The following is a 15,495-nucleotide window of genomic DNA, read 5'->3' as shown; positions in this document are numbered from 1 at the left end:
GAGGCATAATATATTATTTATCATATATTAATCTCAGCTGAATGGTGCTCCGCAAGGCCCGCAGCCGCTGCTGCTGCGCAAGATACAGCGCCTGCGCCTCGGCGAGGGTAATTACCTGAAAGCGCAGGCGGGTGCCGGGCAGCGCCTGCGCCAGGCGGCCCAAATCGGCCGAGATAACCTGGGCCAGGCGCGGGTAGCCGCCGGTGGTCTGGCAATCGGCCAGCAGCACAATGGGCTGGCCCCCGGCTGGCACCTGCACCGTGCCAAACGTAACGGCGCTCGACAGCAGCTCAGCGGCGGTGTGCCGGGTGAGGGCCGGGCTACTCAGGCGGCAGCCCATGCGGTCAGCTTCGGTAGTTACGCCGAAAGTCTGCGCCCAGAAATTTTGCTGACTTTCGGGGGTAAACTGCTCATATTCCGGCCCAGGCAGCGCCCGCACCAGCAGCGCATCGGCAGGTTGGGCTCGGGGCGGGGTGACATGGGCCCACCAGCTTGCCGCCGCCCAGCCACGGAGGTTTGCGGGCCGCAACGCCGCAAACAGGCGCACGCCGGTGGCCGACCACTCTCCTACCGGCAGCTCATCTCCGGCCCGCAACGCCCGGCCCTGGAAACCGCCTAGCGCGGCCCGCAGATACGTAGCGCGACTGCCCAGCACGACTGGCACGGCCACGCCGCCGGCTACGGCCAGATACGCCCGGCCGCCCCGCGGAGGCGCACCAAATGCCAGGACCGTACCAGCCCGCACGGCCACCGGCCGGCTGGTGGGCACCGGCTGGCCGTTGATGCTGGCGGCCAGGTCGGCCCCGGTCAGGGCCAGCAGCGCGTCCGTCTCAAAGCGCAGCGTGGGGCCGCGCAGGGTGCATTCGAGGCCGGCGGCAGTTTCGGGGTTGCCCACCAGCAGGTTGGCAGTGCATAGCGCCACGGCGTCGAGCGCGCCGCTTACTACCAACCCAGCCTGCTGGTAGCCAAACCGGCCCTGGTCCTGCACGGTGGTAAGCAGACCGGGTTTCAGCACGCTGATATTCATGAAGCCAGCCGCTGAAAATCAGCCTGCGAAATGGGTACAAAGCGCAGCCGCTGGCCCGCCTTCAGGAGACTGGGCTGGGCGCGGCCGGCATCGAACAGCCGCAGCGGCGTGCGCCCGATGAGCTGCCAGCCACCCGGCGTAGGCAGCGAATAGATGCCCGTTTGCATACCGGCAATACCCACCGCGCCGGCCGGCACCAGCGGCCGGGGCTGGGCGCGGCGCGGGGTAGCCAGCTGCGCATCGAGCCCGCCGAGGTAGGGAAAGCCGGGCGCAAAACCAACCATGTACACCAGGTACTCGGCATGGGCATGGAGGGCAATCACCTCTTTAGCTGTTACTTGCGCGTGCTGCGCCACTACCTCCAAATCGGGCCCAAACTCGCCGCCGTAGCAAACCGGGATTTCCACGAGTGCGCCGGGCGCATACTCCATGGCGGCAGCCCGGGCAGCCGGCAATAGGGCTGATAAGTAGCTGGCTACCTGCTCGTAGGGCGGTAAGCCACTGGCCTGAGGCAGCGCCCGGCAATCGTAATACACCGTAAGCGTGGTGAAGGCCGGCACGTATTCGCGCAGGCCGGGCAGCGGGTGCTGGTCGAGCAGCCGGGCGAAGGCCTGAATGAGGCGGTGGGTAGCCGGGTCGATAGCCTGGCCGAGCTCCAGCACCAGGGCCGCGTCGCCGAGCGGGTACATACGTAGGGGGGCTGCGAGGTCAGCCATGCCGATAGCCGCTTAGTTTTGGGAATTATTCTTTAGCTGTTTTTGCTAGTCAATGCCGGTTCACTTCCGTAAATATGGGGCGCTAAGCGGCCTGCTGCTCGCGGCCGCCTGCCAGCGCGCTACCTATCCTACCACCAGCGCGCCGCCCGTAGTACCCGGCGTGGCCCGCGAGCTGGCCGAGTTTCGCAAGCAAACCATCAGCCGCGTGCGGTATGAGGTGGAGCTGACGGTGCTCGCCGACAAAGCCGCCCCGGTGCGGGCACAGGAAGCGATACAGTTTAATCTGCTGCCTACCCACGCGCCCGTGCAGCTCGATTTTAAAGGCACCGCCGGCCAGCTGCACAGCCTCACTATCAATGGCCAGCCGGCCGCCCTCGACTACCGGCAGGAGCACCTGGTGCTGCCCGCCGCCGCGCTGCGCGCCGGCCACAACGTGGTGCACATCGGCCTGGATGCCGGCGACTTATCGCTGAACCGCAACGCCGATTACCTCTACACGCTGCTCGTGCCTGACCGTGCCCGCACGGTACTGCCGGTATTCGACCAGCCCAATCTGAAGGCAACTATCACGCTGTCGCTGACCGTGCCGGCCGCCTGGCAGGCCGTGGCCAATGGGCCGCTGCACGACTCGCTGCGCGCCGACGGGCAGAAAACCTACCATTTCCTGCCCTCCGATTCTATCAGTACCTACCTCTTTTCGTTTGCCGCCGGCCGGTTTACGCCGGTGCAGCGCACCGTGGCGGGGCGCCCGATGAATTTCTATCACCGCGAAACGGACACGACCAAAATCCGGCTTAGTGTGCCCGTTATTTTCCGGCTGCACGGCGAGGCGCTGGCCTTTCTGGAAAACTATACGGGCATCGCGTTTCCCTTCCAGAAGTTCGACTTTACGGCCATTCCCGACTTCCAGTATGGCGGCATGGAGCACGTCGGCAACATCGACTACAAAGCTTCTTCGCTGTTTCTGGATGAGGGCGCGACCAAGGACCAGCTGCTGGCCCGCCAGAACCTCATCGGCCACGAAACGGCCCACATGTGGTTTGGCGACCTCGTGACCATGCAGTGGTTCAACGACGTGTGGATGAAGGAGGTGTTTGCCAATTTCATGGCCGACAAAATGAACCCCGAGGCCTCGGCCGGCCCGGCGCAGCTGCTCAAGTTCGTGACCGACCACTACCCCACCGCCTACGCCGTGGACCGCACCGCCGGGGCCAACCCCATTCGGCAGCCGCTGGAGAATCTGCAGGATGCCGGCTCGCTCTACGGGAATATTATTTACCATAAAGCCCCCATTATGATGCGCCAGCTGGAGCGCCTGATGGGCGAAAAACCCTTTCAGGAAGGCGTGCAGGAATACCTCAGAAAGTACGCCCACGGCAACGCCACCTGGCCCGACCTCATCACTATTCTCGACGCCCACACGCCCGCCGACCTGCAAGCCTGGAACCAGGTGTGGGTAAACCAGCCCGGCCGGCCGGTGTTCGACTACGAGCTAACGCCGAAAGGAGGCCAGCCTACGCAGCTCGTTATCCGGCAGCACGCCGAAGACGGCTCGGACCGCCTCTGGCCCCAGCAGTTTGAGGTGACATTGATGTACCCCGGCGGCCCCGTCGAGCTGCCGGTAAATATGAATCAGCGGGTGGTGAGCCTGCCACTGCCCGCCGGCCAGCCGGCGCCCAGCTACGTGCTGCTCAACTCGCAGGGGCTGGGCTACGGCGTGTTTCCGGTGGCCCCGCAGGCGGCCGACAACCTGGCTACGCTCTCCGACCCGGTAGCCCGCGCCAGCACCTATATCGCACTTTTTGAGAATATGCTCAATGGCCGGGGCTACGCACCACGCCCGCTGCTCGACCGCTACCTCGCCCAGACTGCGCACGAAACCAACGACCTCAATATCAAGCTACTTACCGGCCAGCTGAGCGATATTTACTGGAAATTCCTGAAGCCCGCCCAGCGCACGGCCCTGGCTCCGGCGATGGAAAAGGCGCTGTGGCAGGCCATGCAGCAGCAGCCCCGGCCCGGCGAGCAAAAGCTCTATTTCAAAGCCTACCAGAGCATTGCGCTGACTCCGGAAGCCCAGGCGCGGCTCTACGACATCTGGCAAAGCCAGAAAGCGCCCGGCCTGGTGAAGCTGACCGAGGACGACTACACCGCGCTGGCCCTGGCGCTGGCCGTGCGCGACTACGCTGCGCCGCAACCCATTCTCCCGCAGCAACTGGCCCGCATTACCAACGTAGACCGCCGCCAGCGGCTGGAGTTTTTGATGCCGGCTCTGTCGCCCGACGTGGCAACGCGCGACGCCTTTTTTGCCTCGCTGAAGCAGGAGAAAAATCGCGAGAAGGAAGCCTGGGTACAGAGCGCCCTCGGCTATCTGCACCACCCGCTGCGGGCGGCTACCTCGGAAAAATACTTACCCGAAAGCCTCAATCTGCTGGAAGAGATTCAGCTCACGGGCGATATATTTTTCCCGGCCGGCTGGCTCCAGAGCACCCTGGGCAGCTACCAGACGCCCACGGCGGCGCGCACGGTGCGCGATTTTCTGGCCGCCCGCCCGAACTACAACCCGCAGCTACGGGCCAAGCTTTTGCAGGCGGCCGACGACCTGTTTCGGGCCGAAAAGCTGGCCATGTAGCGTGGACTCTGCGCGTCCGCGCGTGGTACTCACCTGAACGTTCTCACGCGCGGACGCGCAGAGTCCGCGCTACGGGCGCGAACTTTGCTGCTTTCGTCGGTTACTAGCTACAATGTCTGATTACCATCAATTCGAATATCCCAACGGCATTCGCCTCTTGCACAAGGAAGTACCACACACCAAAATTGCGCACTGCGGCTTTTTGCTCGATATCGGCTCGCGCGATGAGCAAACGCACCAGCAGGGCCTGGCGCATTTCTGGGAGCACATGGCCTTCAAGGGCACGCACAAGCGCAAGTCGTTTCACATCCTCAACCGCCTCGAAACGGTGGGCGGCGAGCTGAATGCCTACACCACCAAGGAGAAAATCTGCTTCTACGCCACGCTGCTCAGCACCCATTTTGAGCGCGCCTTTGAATTACTTACCGACCTGACGTTCAACTCGATATTTCCCGAAAAGGAAGTAGAGAAAGAGCGCGGCGTGATTCTGGAGGAGATGAGCATGTACCAGGATGCGCCCGAAGATGCCATTATCGACGACTTCGACGCCGTTATCTACGGGCAGCACCCGCTGGGCATCAATATTCTGGGTACCCGGGAGAGTGTGAGCGGCTTTCAGACCGCTGATTTTCACAAGTTCTACGACGAGAACGTGCGCACCGACCGGCTGGTATTCAGCTCGGTAAGCAACCTGTCGTTTAAAGAAGTAAAGCGGCTGGCCGACCGGTTTCTGGCCCCTATTCCGGCGCGGCTGGGGCCGCGGGCGCGCCTGCCCTTTGCGGGCTACGTGCGCCACGACCGCACCGAGCAGCGGCCCATCTCGCAGGCGCACTGCCTGGTGGGCGGCCCCGCCTACCCGCTCACCGACGAGCGCCGGGTGCCGTTTTTTATGCTCAACAATATCCTGGGTGGCCCCGGCATGAACTCGCGCCTCAACCTGGCCGTGCGCGAAAAATATGGCTTGGTCTATACTATCGACAGCAGCTATTCGCCCTACACCGACACGGGCTTATTTGGCATTTACTTTGGCACCGAGGCCAAACAGCTCAGCCGTACCCTGGGCCTGGTGCAGAAAGAACTCAAGCTATTGCGCGACAAAGAACTGACCACCAGCCAGCTGCACGTCGCCAAAAACCAACTCATGGGCCAGCTCGCCATGAGTGAGGAAAGCAACTCGGGCCTGATGCAGCTGCTGGGCAAAAGTACCCTCGACCTGGGCCGCGTAGAGCCGCTGAGCGAGATTTTCGAGCGTATCGAGCGCGTCTCCTCCACCGAGCTGCGTGAGCTGGCCAACGAAGTGCTGGCCGAAGACAACCTGAGCATTTTGCAGTACGTGCCGGAAGAAAAGTAGCGATGGGGGCTACTCCAACTTTCGGCCACGTTGGTACGGCGCGCCCAGGCGACTTATTCGCTTCGCGCCTCGACTTGTCGTTGCGCGGGCAGCACCGACCGCCGCGGGCCGGCGTGTGCGCCACCAGCGCGCACGGGGCCGAGAGCCTTATTCTGGCCGACCAGTACGAGGATGATGAAATCCACGACGACTACTTCTGGTATGCCGGCTATGGCAGCCGCGATGGCCAGACCGGCCGGCAGGTAGCCCACCAGGACCTCAACCACCGCAACCGGGCGCTGACGCGCAGCCAGGAAACCGGCCGGCCCATTCGGGTTTTTCGGCGTATCGACGCGGCTCCGGCAGCCTGGCAGTTTCGCTACGAAGGCCTGTTTTATATAGTAAATTTAGAATATATAACGGGTAAATCCGGCTTTGGGGTGTACCGCTTCCGGCTGGAGCCGTGGCGTGCAAAGACAAATTAAGCCATGACCGACGACGCTATTCAGGCCTACGCCAACACCCATTCCGAGCCCGAGCCGCCGCTGCTGCACGCGCTCTGGCGCGAAACCCACTTGCAATTGCTGATGCCGCGCATGGCTACCGGCCACTGGCAGGGCCGGCTGCTAAGTATGCTTGCGCACCTGCTAAAGCCAAGGCGGGTGCTCGAAATCGGCACCTTTACGGGCTACGCGACGCTGTGCCTGGCAGAAGGCTTACCTACTGATGGCCAGCTACATACCATTGAGATTAATCCTGAGCGCGAAAGCCGCATCCGGCGCTACATAGCGGCGGCGGGGCTTACCGGGCGCGTGCAGCTGCACATTGGCGATGCGGCCGATGTTTTGGCGGGCCTGGTCGGCGAAGTGTGGGACTTGGTCTTTATTGATGCCGACAAGCTGCATAATAGCCGGTACTTTGAGCTGGTTGTCAACCAGGTGCGGCCGGGCGGACTACTTATCGTGGACAATGTGCTGTGGGGCGGCAAGGCCCTGGCCGATTATCCACTCAAAGCCAACGACCACGATACCCGCGCCGTACGTGCCTTTAATGCGCAGGTGCGGCACGACCCGCGCGTGGTGCCGCTGCTGCTGCCCGTGCGCGACGGCCTGCTGCTGCTGCGCAAAACTTAACATCTGTTTGTCATTGCGGGCGCAGCGCGGCAATGGCAAATGTAAAAACCCGTAGCCCTATGCGCTTTCTACTCTTCGCCGGCCTGGCCTGGCTGCTGGCTTTCAGCGCTTCTGCCCAAAGCATTGTGCGCGGTAAAGTGCTCGATGGCAAAGACCAGAGCCCGCTCATCGGGGCCAACGCGGTGCTCATTCACCTGCCCGACTCGGTGCGCACCGGCTCGGCGGTGGCGGCCGATGGCAGCTTTGAGATAACGGGCGTGGCGCCGGGGCGCTACGTGTTTCTGGCCTCGTTTATCGGCTACCGCGACCAGCGCCAGCCGCTGACGGTGCCGGCCGGCGGCGCGCCCATCGCGCTGGGCACGGTGGCGATGCAGGCGGGCGGCGTGGCCCTGAAAACGGTGGTAGTGACCGGCCAGGCGGTGCAGGCCGTGCAGCACGGCGACACGACCAGCCTCAACGCCAAGGCGTTTAAGGTCAACCAGGATGCCACGGCCGGCGACCTCATCACCAAGATGCCGGGCATCACGGTCGATGCCACGGGCAAGACCCAGGCCCAGGGCGAGCAGGTGCAGCAGGTACTCGTCGATGGCAAGCCCTTCTTCGGCACCGACCCCGACGCCGTGCTCAAAAACCTGCCCGCCGAGGCCATCGACCGGGTGGAGATTTTCGACCAGCAAAGCGAGCAGAGCCGCTTTTCGGGCTTCAACGACGGCAATACCCAGAAAACGCTCAACATTATTACCAAGCCCTCGTTTCGCAACGGGCAGTTTGGGCGGGCCGTGGTGGGCGCGGGCGAGGGCAACTCGCCCACCAGCAGCCAGGTCGGGCGCTACCAGGCCAGCCTGAACCTCAACGACTTTCACGGCGACCGGCGCATGACGGTGCTGGCCCAGAGCAACAACGTGAACCAGCAGAACTTCGGCACCGACGACCTGCTGGGCGTTATCGGCAACTCGGCGCCCGGCGGCAACCGGGGCGGCGGGGGCGGGGGCGGCGGGTCGGGCGCCAACCCCGGCGACTTTCTGGTGAATCAGAGCGGCGGCATCAGCCAAACCAACGCGGCGGGGGCCAACTACTCGAATACCTGGAATAAAAAGACCGAGCTGACGGGTAGCTATTTCTTCAATAATTCCACTAATACTCTCAATAGCAGCACGTTTCGACAGTACGTGCTGCCGGCGCAGAGCAGCACGACGTACAGCGCGACCTCGCTCTCGGGCAGCACCAATACCAACCACCGCGCTAATTTCCGGCTCGACCAGAAAATCGATTCCATGACGTCGGTGCTGTTCCGGCCCCGGATTTCGTGGCAGCGAAACGACGCCAACCAGACCCTGACCGGCATTACGGCCCGCGCCGGCACCACCCAGAGCCAGATTAACACGCTCTACCAGTCGAACAACCAGGCCAGCAACCCCGGCGGCGACGTGCTGCTGCGCCGCCGCCTGGGCCGCCGCGCCGGCCGCACGCTCTCGCTGAGCGTCAATGGCGCGTACAACGGCCGCACGGGCACGACCACGCTGCAAACCACTAACGTCGGCAGTTCCAACGCCAACCTCAATCAGAAGTCGGACCTGACCCAGCACAGCGGTACCGTGGCCGGCAACCTGGCTTACACCGAGCCGGTGGGCCGGCACGCGCAGCTGCAAGCCAATTATTCGCTGAGCTACGCGCCCAACAACTCCCGCAAGCTCACCAACGACTACGCCCTCGGCGATACTCAGTACCTGACCCCCGCCTCGACTCGGCGCTGAGCAACGTATTCAATAATTACTATCTTACCCAGGGCGGCGGCCTGAGCTACCGCTACAACACGCGCAAGCTGCAAGCCTCGGTGGGCGCCAGCGCCCAGGTGGCGCGGCTGCAGGGCGACCAGACCTTTCCCCGTCCTGGCCCGGTCGACTACACTTTCTGGAACGTGCTGCCCCAGGCCAACCTGATGTGGCGCCCCGACCGCGAGCACAACCTGCGCCTGTTTTACCGCACCAGCACCAATCCGCCGAGCCTGAGCCAGCTGCAAGCGGTGGTGAATAACTCCAACCCCCTGCAGCTGACTATCGGCAACCCCTCGCTGCGGCAGGAGTACGCCCACAACTTCGTGGCCCGCTACACGGCCGCCAAAGCCAACCGGGCCGGCAACTTTTTTGCGTTGCTCGCGGGCACCTACACCCAGAACCCCATCTCGAACAATACCCTGGTGGCCAGCCGCGACACCACGGTGCGGCCGATTTTTTCGGACCAGTCCATCGCCGTGCACCTGCCGGCCGGCGCGCAGCTCACGCAATCGACCAACCTGCAGCAGGAATACACGGTGCGCACGCTGGCCAACTACGGCCACCCGCTGGCCGTCATCAAGTCGAACTACAACGTGAGCCTGGGGGCCAGCTTCAGCCAGAACCCCGGCCTGGTCAACAACGCCCTCAACTACGCCCGCACCCCGGCTCTGACCGGCGGCCTGACCCTGAGCAGCAACGTGAGCGAGAAGCTGGACTTTACGCTCTCGTCGAACTCGACCCAGAGCTACGTACGCAATACGCTCAGCCACCAGCTCGACAACGCGTATTTCAGCCAGCTTACCCGCCTGAAATTCACCTGGATAGTAGGGCCGGGCATTACGTTTCAGACCGATGTGGCCCACCAGCTCTACCGGGGCCTGAGCAGCGCCTACAACCAGAACTACGTGCTCTGGAATGCCTCGATTGGCAAGAAGCTTTTTCCCGGTCAGCGCGGCGAAATCAAGCTCTACGCCTTCGATATTCTCAAGCAGAACCGCGCCATTCAGCGCAACGTGACGGTGGCGTACTACGAGGACGTGCAAACCACGGTGCTCCAGCAGTATTTCATGCTGATGTTCACGTATAACATCCGCTCGGCCAACATGACCACCCTGCCCACCGCGCCCGAAGAGCGGGGCGGCGGGCGGCGCGGTGGCTTCGAGGGGCGGCCCGGAGGCGGCCAGGGCGGCCCACCCGGCGGCTTCGGCGGCCCGCCCCGCGACTAGCAGTTGTGCTGGTTTTGCGTAAACAGGGAAGTTAAGGAGGCCGTGCGGGCTGCTACAGCTGCGGTGGCCTCCCATTCACCTTCTCACTTTTTCCCCTAACTTGCCAACGGTAGCTGAGAGGGAGCGTTGACTGACTTTGCGTTATGAGAAAAATCTTACCCGTCTTGCTGCTGGGGCTGGCCAGCCGCCCGGCGCTGGCACTACCGGACACAAGTGCGCCTATAGTACCCGCCACGCTCGACGTAGCGGGCCTGCACCTGACGCTCGACGCCGACGCCCGGCAGCTGGTACAAGCCAAAGTGAACAGCCTGTGCCGCCACACCGCCTCGTTTGAGGCCCGCGTGGCACTGGCCGAGTCGGCTTTTCCGCTTATCGAGCAAGTGCTGGCTGAGGAAGGGATTCCGGCCGATTTCCGCTACCTCGTGCTGCAGGAGAGTGCGCTGCAAGGCAACGCCGAAAGCGCCCACGGGGCCGTTGGCTACTGGCAGCTGAAGCGCGAAACGGCGCTGGGCCTGGGCCTGACCGTGAACAGCACCGTTGACGAGCGCCGCCACCTGATAGCCAGCACCCGCGCCGCCGCCCGCTACCTCAATCGCAACAATGCCACGCTCCACAACTGGGCCAATGCGCTGCTCAGCTATAATACGGGCCTGGGCGGCGTGCGCCCCTTCACCCGGCCCGGCGACGCCGACGCTACCGAGCTGACTTTCACCAGCCAGACCAATCAGTACCTGCTGGATTTTATAGCTCAGAAAGTAGCCTTTGAGCCGGCCTGCGCTCAGCAAACAGTGCCCTTCGTAGCCTGGCGCGAGGTGCCCGCTGCCCCTGGCCAGAGCCTGGCCCAGCAAGCCGCGGCCTTCTCGGCCGACCCGGCCGCCGTGGCCCGGCTCAACCCCTGGCTGCTGACGGGCACCGTACCGCAGGATGGGCGTCCGTACACCCTGCTGGTGCCATTGGCCACCGGTCCGCTCCTGGCGGTCAGTCCGGCCCCAACCTTGCCCGCGGCCGCGCTTCCCGCCCCTACCTATCTGCGCATCAATGGGCTGAAGGCCTTGTTGGCCCAGCCCGGCGAATCGGCTGCGGCGCTGGCCCAGCGCGGCGGTGCCAGCCTGAGCTTTTTTCAGAAAGTAAACGAGCTGGGTGCCAACGAGGTCCCCATTCCGGGCGAGCCGTACTTTTTTCAGCGAAAGAAGGAGGCGTCCGAAGAAGATTACCACGTAGTAACTCCCGGCCAGACGCTGGCCGCCGTGGCGCAGCACTACGGAGTGCTGCGCCGGTCGCTGCGCTTTTTCAATCGCCTGCCTACTGATGAGGCAGTGCGGCCGGGCCTCGTGCTGTGGCTCAGCCACGCCCGGCCCCGTACCATTGCCGCTGAGTACCAGGCGGTACCCGGTACGCGGCCGGTGGCAGCACGGCCCGCTCCCGAGCCGGAAGCCACCGCGCCCCAGCCCTACAACCCGGCCGACGACGAGGAGCTGGCAAGTATTAATGAGCTGCCCACCGAAGTACCAGGGCCGCCCGTGCAGCCGCTGCCTGCCCAGCGCCCGACCGTACTGAGTGAAGGCTTACCCAGCCCCGCCCCAGCGACAGCGATGGCGCGCCTGCCCACGCCAACGGCTATGCGGCCGGCGACGGCCGCCGACTACAGCCACCCTTATCTGGTAGCGCCCGGCGAAACCCTGTATGCGCTGGCCCGGCGCGTGGGCATGCGCCCCGCCGAGCTGGCAGCCTGGAACAACCTTTCGCCCTCGACGCCCCTGCGCGCCGGCCAGTTGCTGCACCTGAGCCCACCCGCCACCGAGCCCAGCCCGATGGCCAGTAACGTCTCCAGCGGCGCTTATACCGTAGCGACGGGCGACACCTTTTACAGCATTTCCCGGCGCTATGGCTGCACCGTGGCCCAGCTGCTGGCTCATAATGAGCGGGCTACGCCCACGCTGCGCGTAGGCGAAACGCTGCGGGTACCCACACTATAGAAAATATATTATATCAAAAGAGCCAGCTCATCAGGGATGAGCTGGCTCTTTTGATGAGTACAAGCTGTTTGGAAAGTTATACACCTGACCCGGCTCGCAGGTCAGATGTGCGCTTAATCTATTAGCGAATTCCTCAGAATGGGCACAGCCAAAAACGTGGAGCATCAACGCTAGGTGATACTCCACTTGATTAGGTCAGTACCAGAATTTTTCCTACTTAAGCTTAGCCCGGTTTACTGGGAGGAGATTACAATTGATTAAGTGCCACCGCCCGGTAGGCGGCGGCCCGGCCCACGGCGGCCTTCAGGTCGTCTTGCAGCGCGCGGCTGCTCAGATGGCGTGGGTGCAGGTCGAGCAGGGTGCCATCTTCGGCAATGAGCACGGCGTCGGGCAGCCGCTCAATGCTATAGGCCTGGCGCAAAGTCTGGTTACTACCAGACGACAGTACGTAAGCTTGCGTCCCGGCCAGCGCCGGGCTGGCGCAGGCCACCGTTTGCTGCCAGCTGGTGGGCGACTCATCGAGCGCGGCCATTAGCACCACAATGGGCTGGCCGGCCAGGGCAGCCATTAGCTCTTTCAGATAAGGCAGCTCGCGCTGACCGGCCGGGTAGCGGCTATCCCAGAACATGAGGTACACCAGCTTACCCCGAAAGTCACTCAGAGAAAGCTCTTTGCCATCTACGGTACGCATAACCACGGGCGGAGCTGCGCTCCCGATAGCAAACGACTGGTGGTCGGCCAGGTCGGAACGCAGCTGCGCCACCCAGCCGGCCGGGGCCTGGGCCGTAGTCGCATAGGTCGTGAGCATGGCCTGGGCGTGAGCTACGTGGCCCTGCCGAATGGTTTCGAGCACGATGCGGCCAAGCACCACCGGGCGTGCGGCGGCGTGCAAAAGGTTATCCCCCAAGCGGTAGCAGGTCGGAAAGTAGTCGGGGCTACTGGGCTGGTGCCCCGTGGCCCGCGCCTGATAATGCACGTAGTCGAGCAAAAAATCCTGATAGTGTGCGCTGGCTACCGCCTCTTCATTGCCCGGCAGCAGGCCGGGCTCCTGCAGAAAAGCATAGTAACCGGGCGACAAATCGAGGCGCGGCTGGTCGGCTACGGTTTGCTCGCGCAGGTCGGCATACGTGAGGCGGTCCTCGGCGTAGGTATAGGTAATATCGGCTTCGGCATAGGCCTCAAAAGCGGGCGTAAACCTGCCGCGCCGGCTGGTTTGCTTCAACAAGTCCTGCTCATGGCTACGCCGGTAATCCAGAAAAGAGAGGAACCCTTTTTCGGCCAGCTTTATATTCTCCGGCAACACCTGGTAATCGTCGTTGTTGAGAAAGCGCCGGCTCAGCTCCTGCAAGTAGTTGTTGGCCGCGGCGGCCGGGCGGTGCGCTGCACCGTCGGCCGAGTCAAACTTACCGGTAGCGGCCAGGTCTTCGGCGTTGCCGTGCAGCTCCAGGGCATCACCCGGCTCCAGAAAAACCGGAATTTCCTCGTCGCCGTAGCTAAGCTGGGCCAGCATCGGGCGTGCCACCGGCACTGAGAGGCTGAAATCGCCATTCGGCTCGAGGTGTACCGCCCGCTGCTGCTCGTGGGTAGCCAGGGGCTGGCCCCACCAGGTCAGCAGCAGCTTTTCGGAGCCCGTATTAGTAAGGTGGCCGTGCAGTTCGGCAGTGGTTTGGGCAGCTACCGGGGCAGCCAGTAAGGTCAGGCCTGTGAGCCAGAGAGTTAGTGCTTTCATTAAGAAGAATGAGTAAGGGAAGCAGCTACGGAGCGACGCCACTCGCCACCGCTTCCGACTACGCCATCCGGAGCGTAGACGTTCCCTTTGCCGGCGTATTTCCAAAATTGTCGCCAGCTTTGCGGCCCCAAACCCTCTTCCCGACCCCATGTCGCAGCACAAAGAAGTTAAGCTCGTTACCACCCACCAGATGCTGGCCATGAAGCAGCGGGGCGAAAAAATCTCCATGCTTACGGCCTACGATTACTCAATGGCCCAGATTCTGGACGGGGCGGGCGTAGATGTGCTGCTCGTCGGCGACTCGGCCTCCAACGTGATGGCGGGCCACGAAACCACGTTGCCTATCACCCTCGACCAGATGATATACCACGCCCAGAGCGTGGTTCGGGCCGTAAAACGCGCTTTTGTAGTGGTTGATATGCCTTTCGGCTCGTACCAGGGCAACTCGTCGGAGGCGCTGCGCTCGGCTATCCGCATTATGAAGGAAAGCGGCGGCCACGGCATAAAGCTCGAAGGCGGAGCCGAGATTAAAGATAGTATTATCAGAATATTAACGGCCGGCATTCCCGTTATGGGCCACCTCGGCCTCACGCCCCAGAGCATCTATAAATTCGGCACCTACAACGTGCGCGCCAAGGAAGAGGCCGAAGCCCAGAAGCTGATTGAAGACGCCCACCTGCTCCAGGAAATCGGCTGCTTTGGCCTGGTGCTCGAAAAAATACCCGCCGCGCTGGCCAAGCGCGTGGCCGAAGAGCTGACCATCCCGGTTATCGGCATCGGAGCCGGCCCCGATGTCGATGGCCAGGTGCTGGTAGTACACGATGTGCTAGGCATCACCAAAGAATTCAAGCCCCGCTTCCTGCGGCGCTACGCCGAGCTGCACGATATTATGACGGAAGCCGTGCAGCACTACGTAGCTGACGTGAAAAGCCGCGAGTTTCCGAGCAAAGAGGAAGGGTATTAATGGCAAACCCAAAGTTTGGCTAAGATGCCCTGCCACGGGGAGCCAGCCAAACCATCCGTCGCTTATCCTTACCTTCGCTGGTAGCAAGCCAATCGTTTGGGTTATTGAATCCACAAGCCCGCGCCACCGCGGGTAGGCCGCTGGTTATCTTTTAGCGAACCGAATTATCTTTTCCGCAGCCCGCGCTGCGGCTTCTTTGCTGCGTGAATCGTCCGAACCTGTGGGCCGAAGGCCGGGAAATTATTTTTGAAGACAATCACCTGCTGGTGATTAACAAACCTGCCGGCATCCTGGTGCAGGGCGACGAAACCGGCGACGAGCCGCTCTCCAACAAAGCAGCTGAGTACTTGAAATTCAAGTACAAAAAGCCTGGCGCGGCCTTCATTGGCGTGGCTCACCGCATCGACCGGCCGGTGTCGGGCATTGTGGTGCTGGCCAAAACAAGCAAAGCCCTGAGCCGCCTGAACGAGATGTTTCGCGACAGCCAGCTGAAAAAAACCTACTGGGCGCTTACTGGTAAGCCCCCGGTGCCCGAGCAGGGTACCCTTATTCACTGGCTGGTGAAAGACCCCATGCGCAACGTCACTAAAGCCTACCCCGAGCGCCACGGCCAGGGCCAGCGCTCCGAGCTGAGCTACCAGCTGCTGGGCCCGGCCGCCAACCGCTACCTGCTGCAAGTGAACCCCATAACCGGCCGCCCGCACCAGATTCGGGTGCAGCTGGCCACCGGCCTGGGCACGCCCATCGTGGGCGACGTTAAATATGGTTTTCTGAATCCTTTGCCCGATGTGAGCATTGCGCTGCACGCCCGGCAGCTCGAAATTCAGCACCCCGTTACCAAGGAGACCATGAAGTTTGTAGCGCCCCTGCCCGATGCCCCGCACTGGGACGCGGCCCGGGCTTTTTACCCTGGCTAATAGACAGTAAGTAATGGCTACTGTCGTGCCAGGCAAGCAACGATAGTACCCGTTATTCAGTACCCATTAC

General features: G+C 62.8%; 12 protein-coding genes. 9 read left to right on the top strand and 3 right to left on the bottom strand.

All coding sequences use genetic code 11. The features are described 5' to 3' along the window. Window positions 1-13 precede the first annotated feature (13 nt). Together F6X24_RS12565 and pxpB are read right to left on the bottom strand one after the other, a co-directional pair. On the bottom strand, window positions 14-1,027 hold the full coding sequence (locus F6X24_RS12565) for a 5-oxoprolinase subunit C family protein (protein ID WP_151088333.1): 1,014 nt from the start codon (window positions 1,025-1,027) through the stop codon (window positions 14-16). Beyond that, window positions 1,024-1,743, bottom strand: a complete 720-nt coding sequence (gene pxpB / locus F6X24_RS12560) for a 5-oxoprolinase subunit PxpB (protein ID WP_151088332.1) — start codon at window positions 1,741-1,743, stop codon at window positions 1,024-1,026. Before pxpB ends, F6X24_RS12565 begins: the two co-directional genes overlap by 4 nt. A 52-nt stretch (window positions 1,744-1,795) precedes the next feature. Here pxpB and F6X24_RS12555 point away from each other — a divergent pair, with 52 nt between their 5' ends. The 7 genes from F6X24_RS12555 to F6X24_RS12525 all read left to right on the top strand — a co-directional run bounded on the left by F6X24_RS12555 (window position 1,796) and on the right by F6X24_RS12525 (window position 11,815). Then, window positions 1,796-4,375, top strand: coding sequence for a M1 family aminopeptidase (locus F6X24_RS12555; protein ID WP_151088331.1), 2,580 nt, complete (start codon window positions 1,796-1,798; stop codon window positions 4,373-4,375). A 112-nt stretch (window positions 4,376-4,487) separates the two neighbouring features. Further along, window positions 4,488-5,726, top strand: a complete 1,239-nt coding sequence (locus tag F6X24_RS12550; protein WP_151088330.1) for a M16 family metallopeptidase — start codon at window positions 4,488-4,490, stop codon at window positions 5,724-5,726. A gap of 2 nt (window positions 5,727-5,728) precedes the next feature. Then, window positions 5,729-6,190: a YDG/SRA domain-containing protein gene (locus F6X24_RS12545; RefSeq protein WP_151088329.1), complete on the top strand. Its 462-nt coding sequence runs from the start codon at window positions 5,729-5,731 to the stop codon at window positions 6,188-6,190. 3 nt (window positions 6,191-6,193) lie between these two features. Beyond that, complete coding sequence (locus F6X24_RS12540) at window positions 6,194-6,838, top strand: O-methyltransferase (RefSeq protein WP_151088328.1); 645 nt, start codon at window positions 6,194-6,196, stop codon at window positions 6,836-6,838. A gap of 59 nt (window positions 6,839-6,897) precedes the next feature. Beyond that, entirely contained in the window at window positions 6,898-8,592 is a 1,695-nt protein-coding gene (locus tag F6X24_RS12535) for a carboxypeptidase regulatory-like domain-containing protein (RefSeq protein WP_191906315.1), read from the top strand. Beyond that, window positions 8,589-9,839: an outer membrane beta-barrel protein gene (locus F6X24_RS12530; protein ID WP_151088326.1), complete on the top strand. Its 1,251-nt coding sequence runs from the start codon at window positions 8,589-8,591 to the stop codon at window positions 9,837-9,839. Before F6X24_RS12535 ends, F6X24_RS12530 begins: the two co-directional genes overlap by 4 nt. A 143-nt stretch (window positions 9,840-9,982) precedes the next feature. Then, window positions 9,983-11,815: a LysM peptidoglycan-binding domain-containing protein gene (locus F6X24_RS12525; protein ID WP_151088325.1), complete on the top strand. Its 1,833-nt coding sequence runs from the start codon at window positions 9,983-9,985 to the stop codon at window positions 11,813-11,815. A gap of 247 nt (window positions 11,816-12,062) precedes the next feature. Here the strand turns inward: F6X24_RS12525 and F6X24_RS12520 are convergent, their stop codons facing one another. Further along, window positions 12,063-13,544 carry a TlpA family protein disulfide reductase gene (locus tag F6X24_RS12520; protein WP_191906314.1) on the bottom strand — a complete coding sequence of 494 codons (1,482 nt, stop codon included), beginning with the start codon at window positions 13,542-13,544 and terminating at the stop codon, window positions 12,063-12,065. A 148-nt stretch (window positions 13,545-13,692) separates the two neighbouring features. On the opposite strand from F6X24_RS12520, the gene panB reads away from it, so the two are divergent. Together panB and F6X24_RS12510 are read left to right on the top strand one after the other, a co-directional pair. Then, window positions 13,693-14,508 (top strand): 3-methyl-2-oxobutanoate hydroxymethyltransferase, encoded by an 816-nt coding sequence (panB, locus tag F6X24_RS12515; RefSeq protein WP_151088323.1) that lies wholly within the window; start codon window positions 13,693-13,695, stop codon window positions 14,506-14,508. Window positions 14,509-14,711: 203 nt separating this feature from the next. After that, window positions 14,712-15,425: an RluA family pseudouridine synthase gene (locus tag F6X24_RS12510; RefSeq protein ID WP_151088322.1), complete on the top strand. Its 714-nt coding sequence runs from the start codon at window positions 14,712-14,714 to the stop codon at window positions 15,423-15,425. The last annotated feature ends 70 nt before the right edge of the window (window positions 15,426-15,495 follow it).

Origin of the sequence: Hymenobacter baengnokdamensis, from assembly GCF_008728635.1 — a bacterium.
Classification (GTDB): Bacteria; Bacteroidota; Bacteroidia; order Cytophagales; family Hymenobacteraceae; genus Hymenobacter; species Hymenobacter baengnokdamensis.
This window is presented reverse-complemented; position numbering and strand designations above follow the sequence as displayed.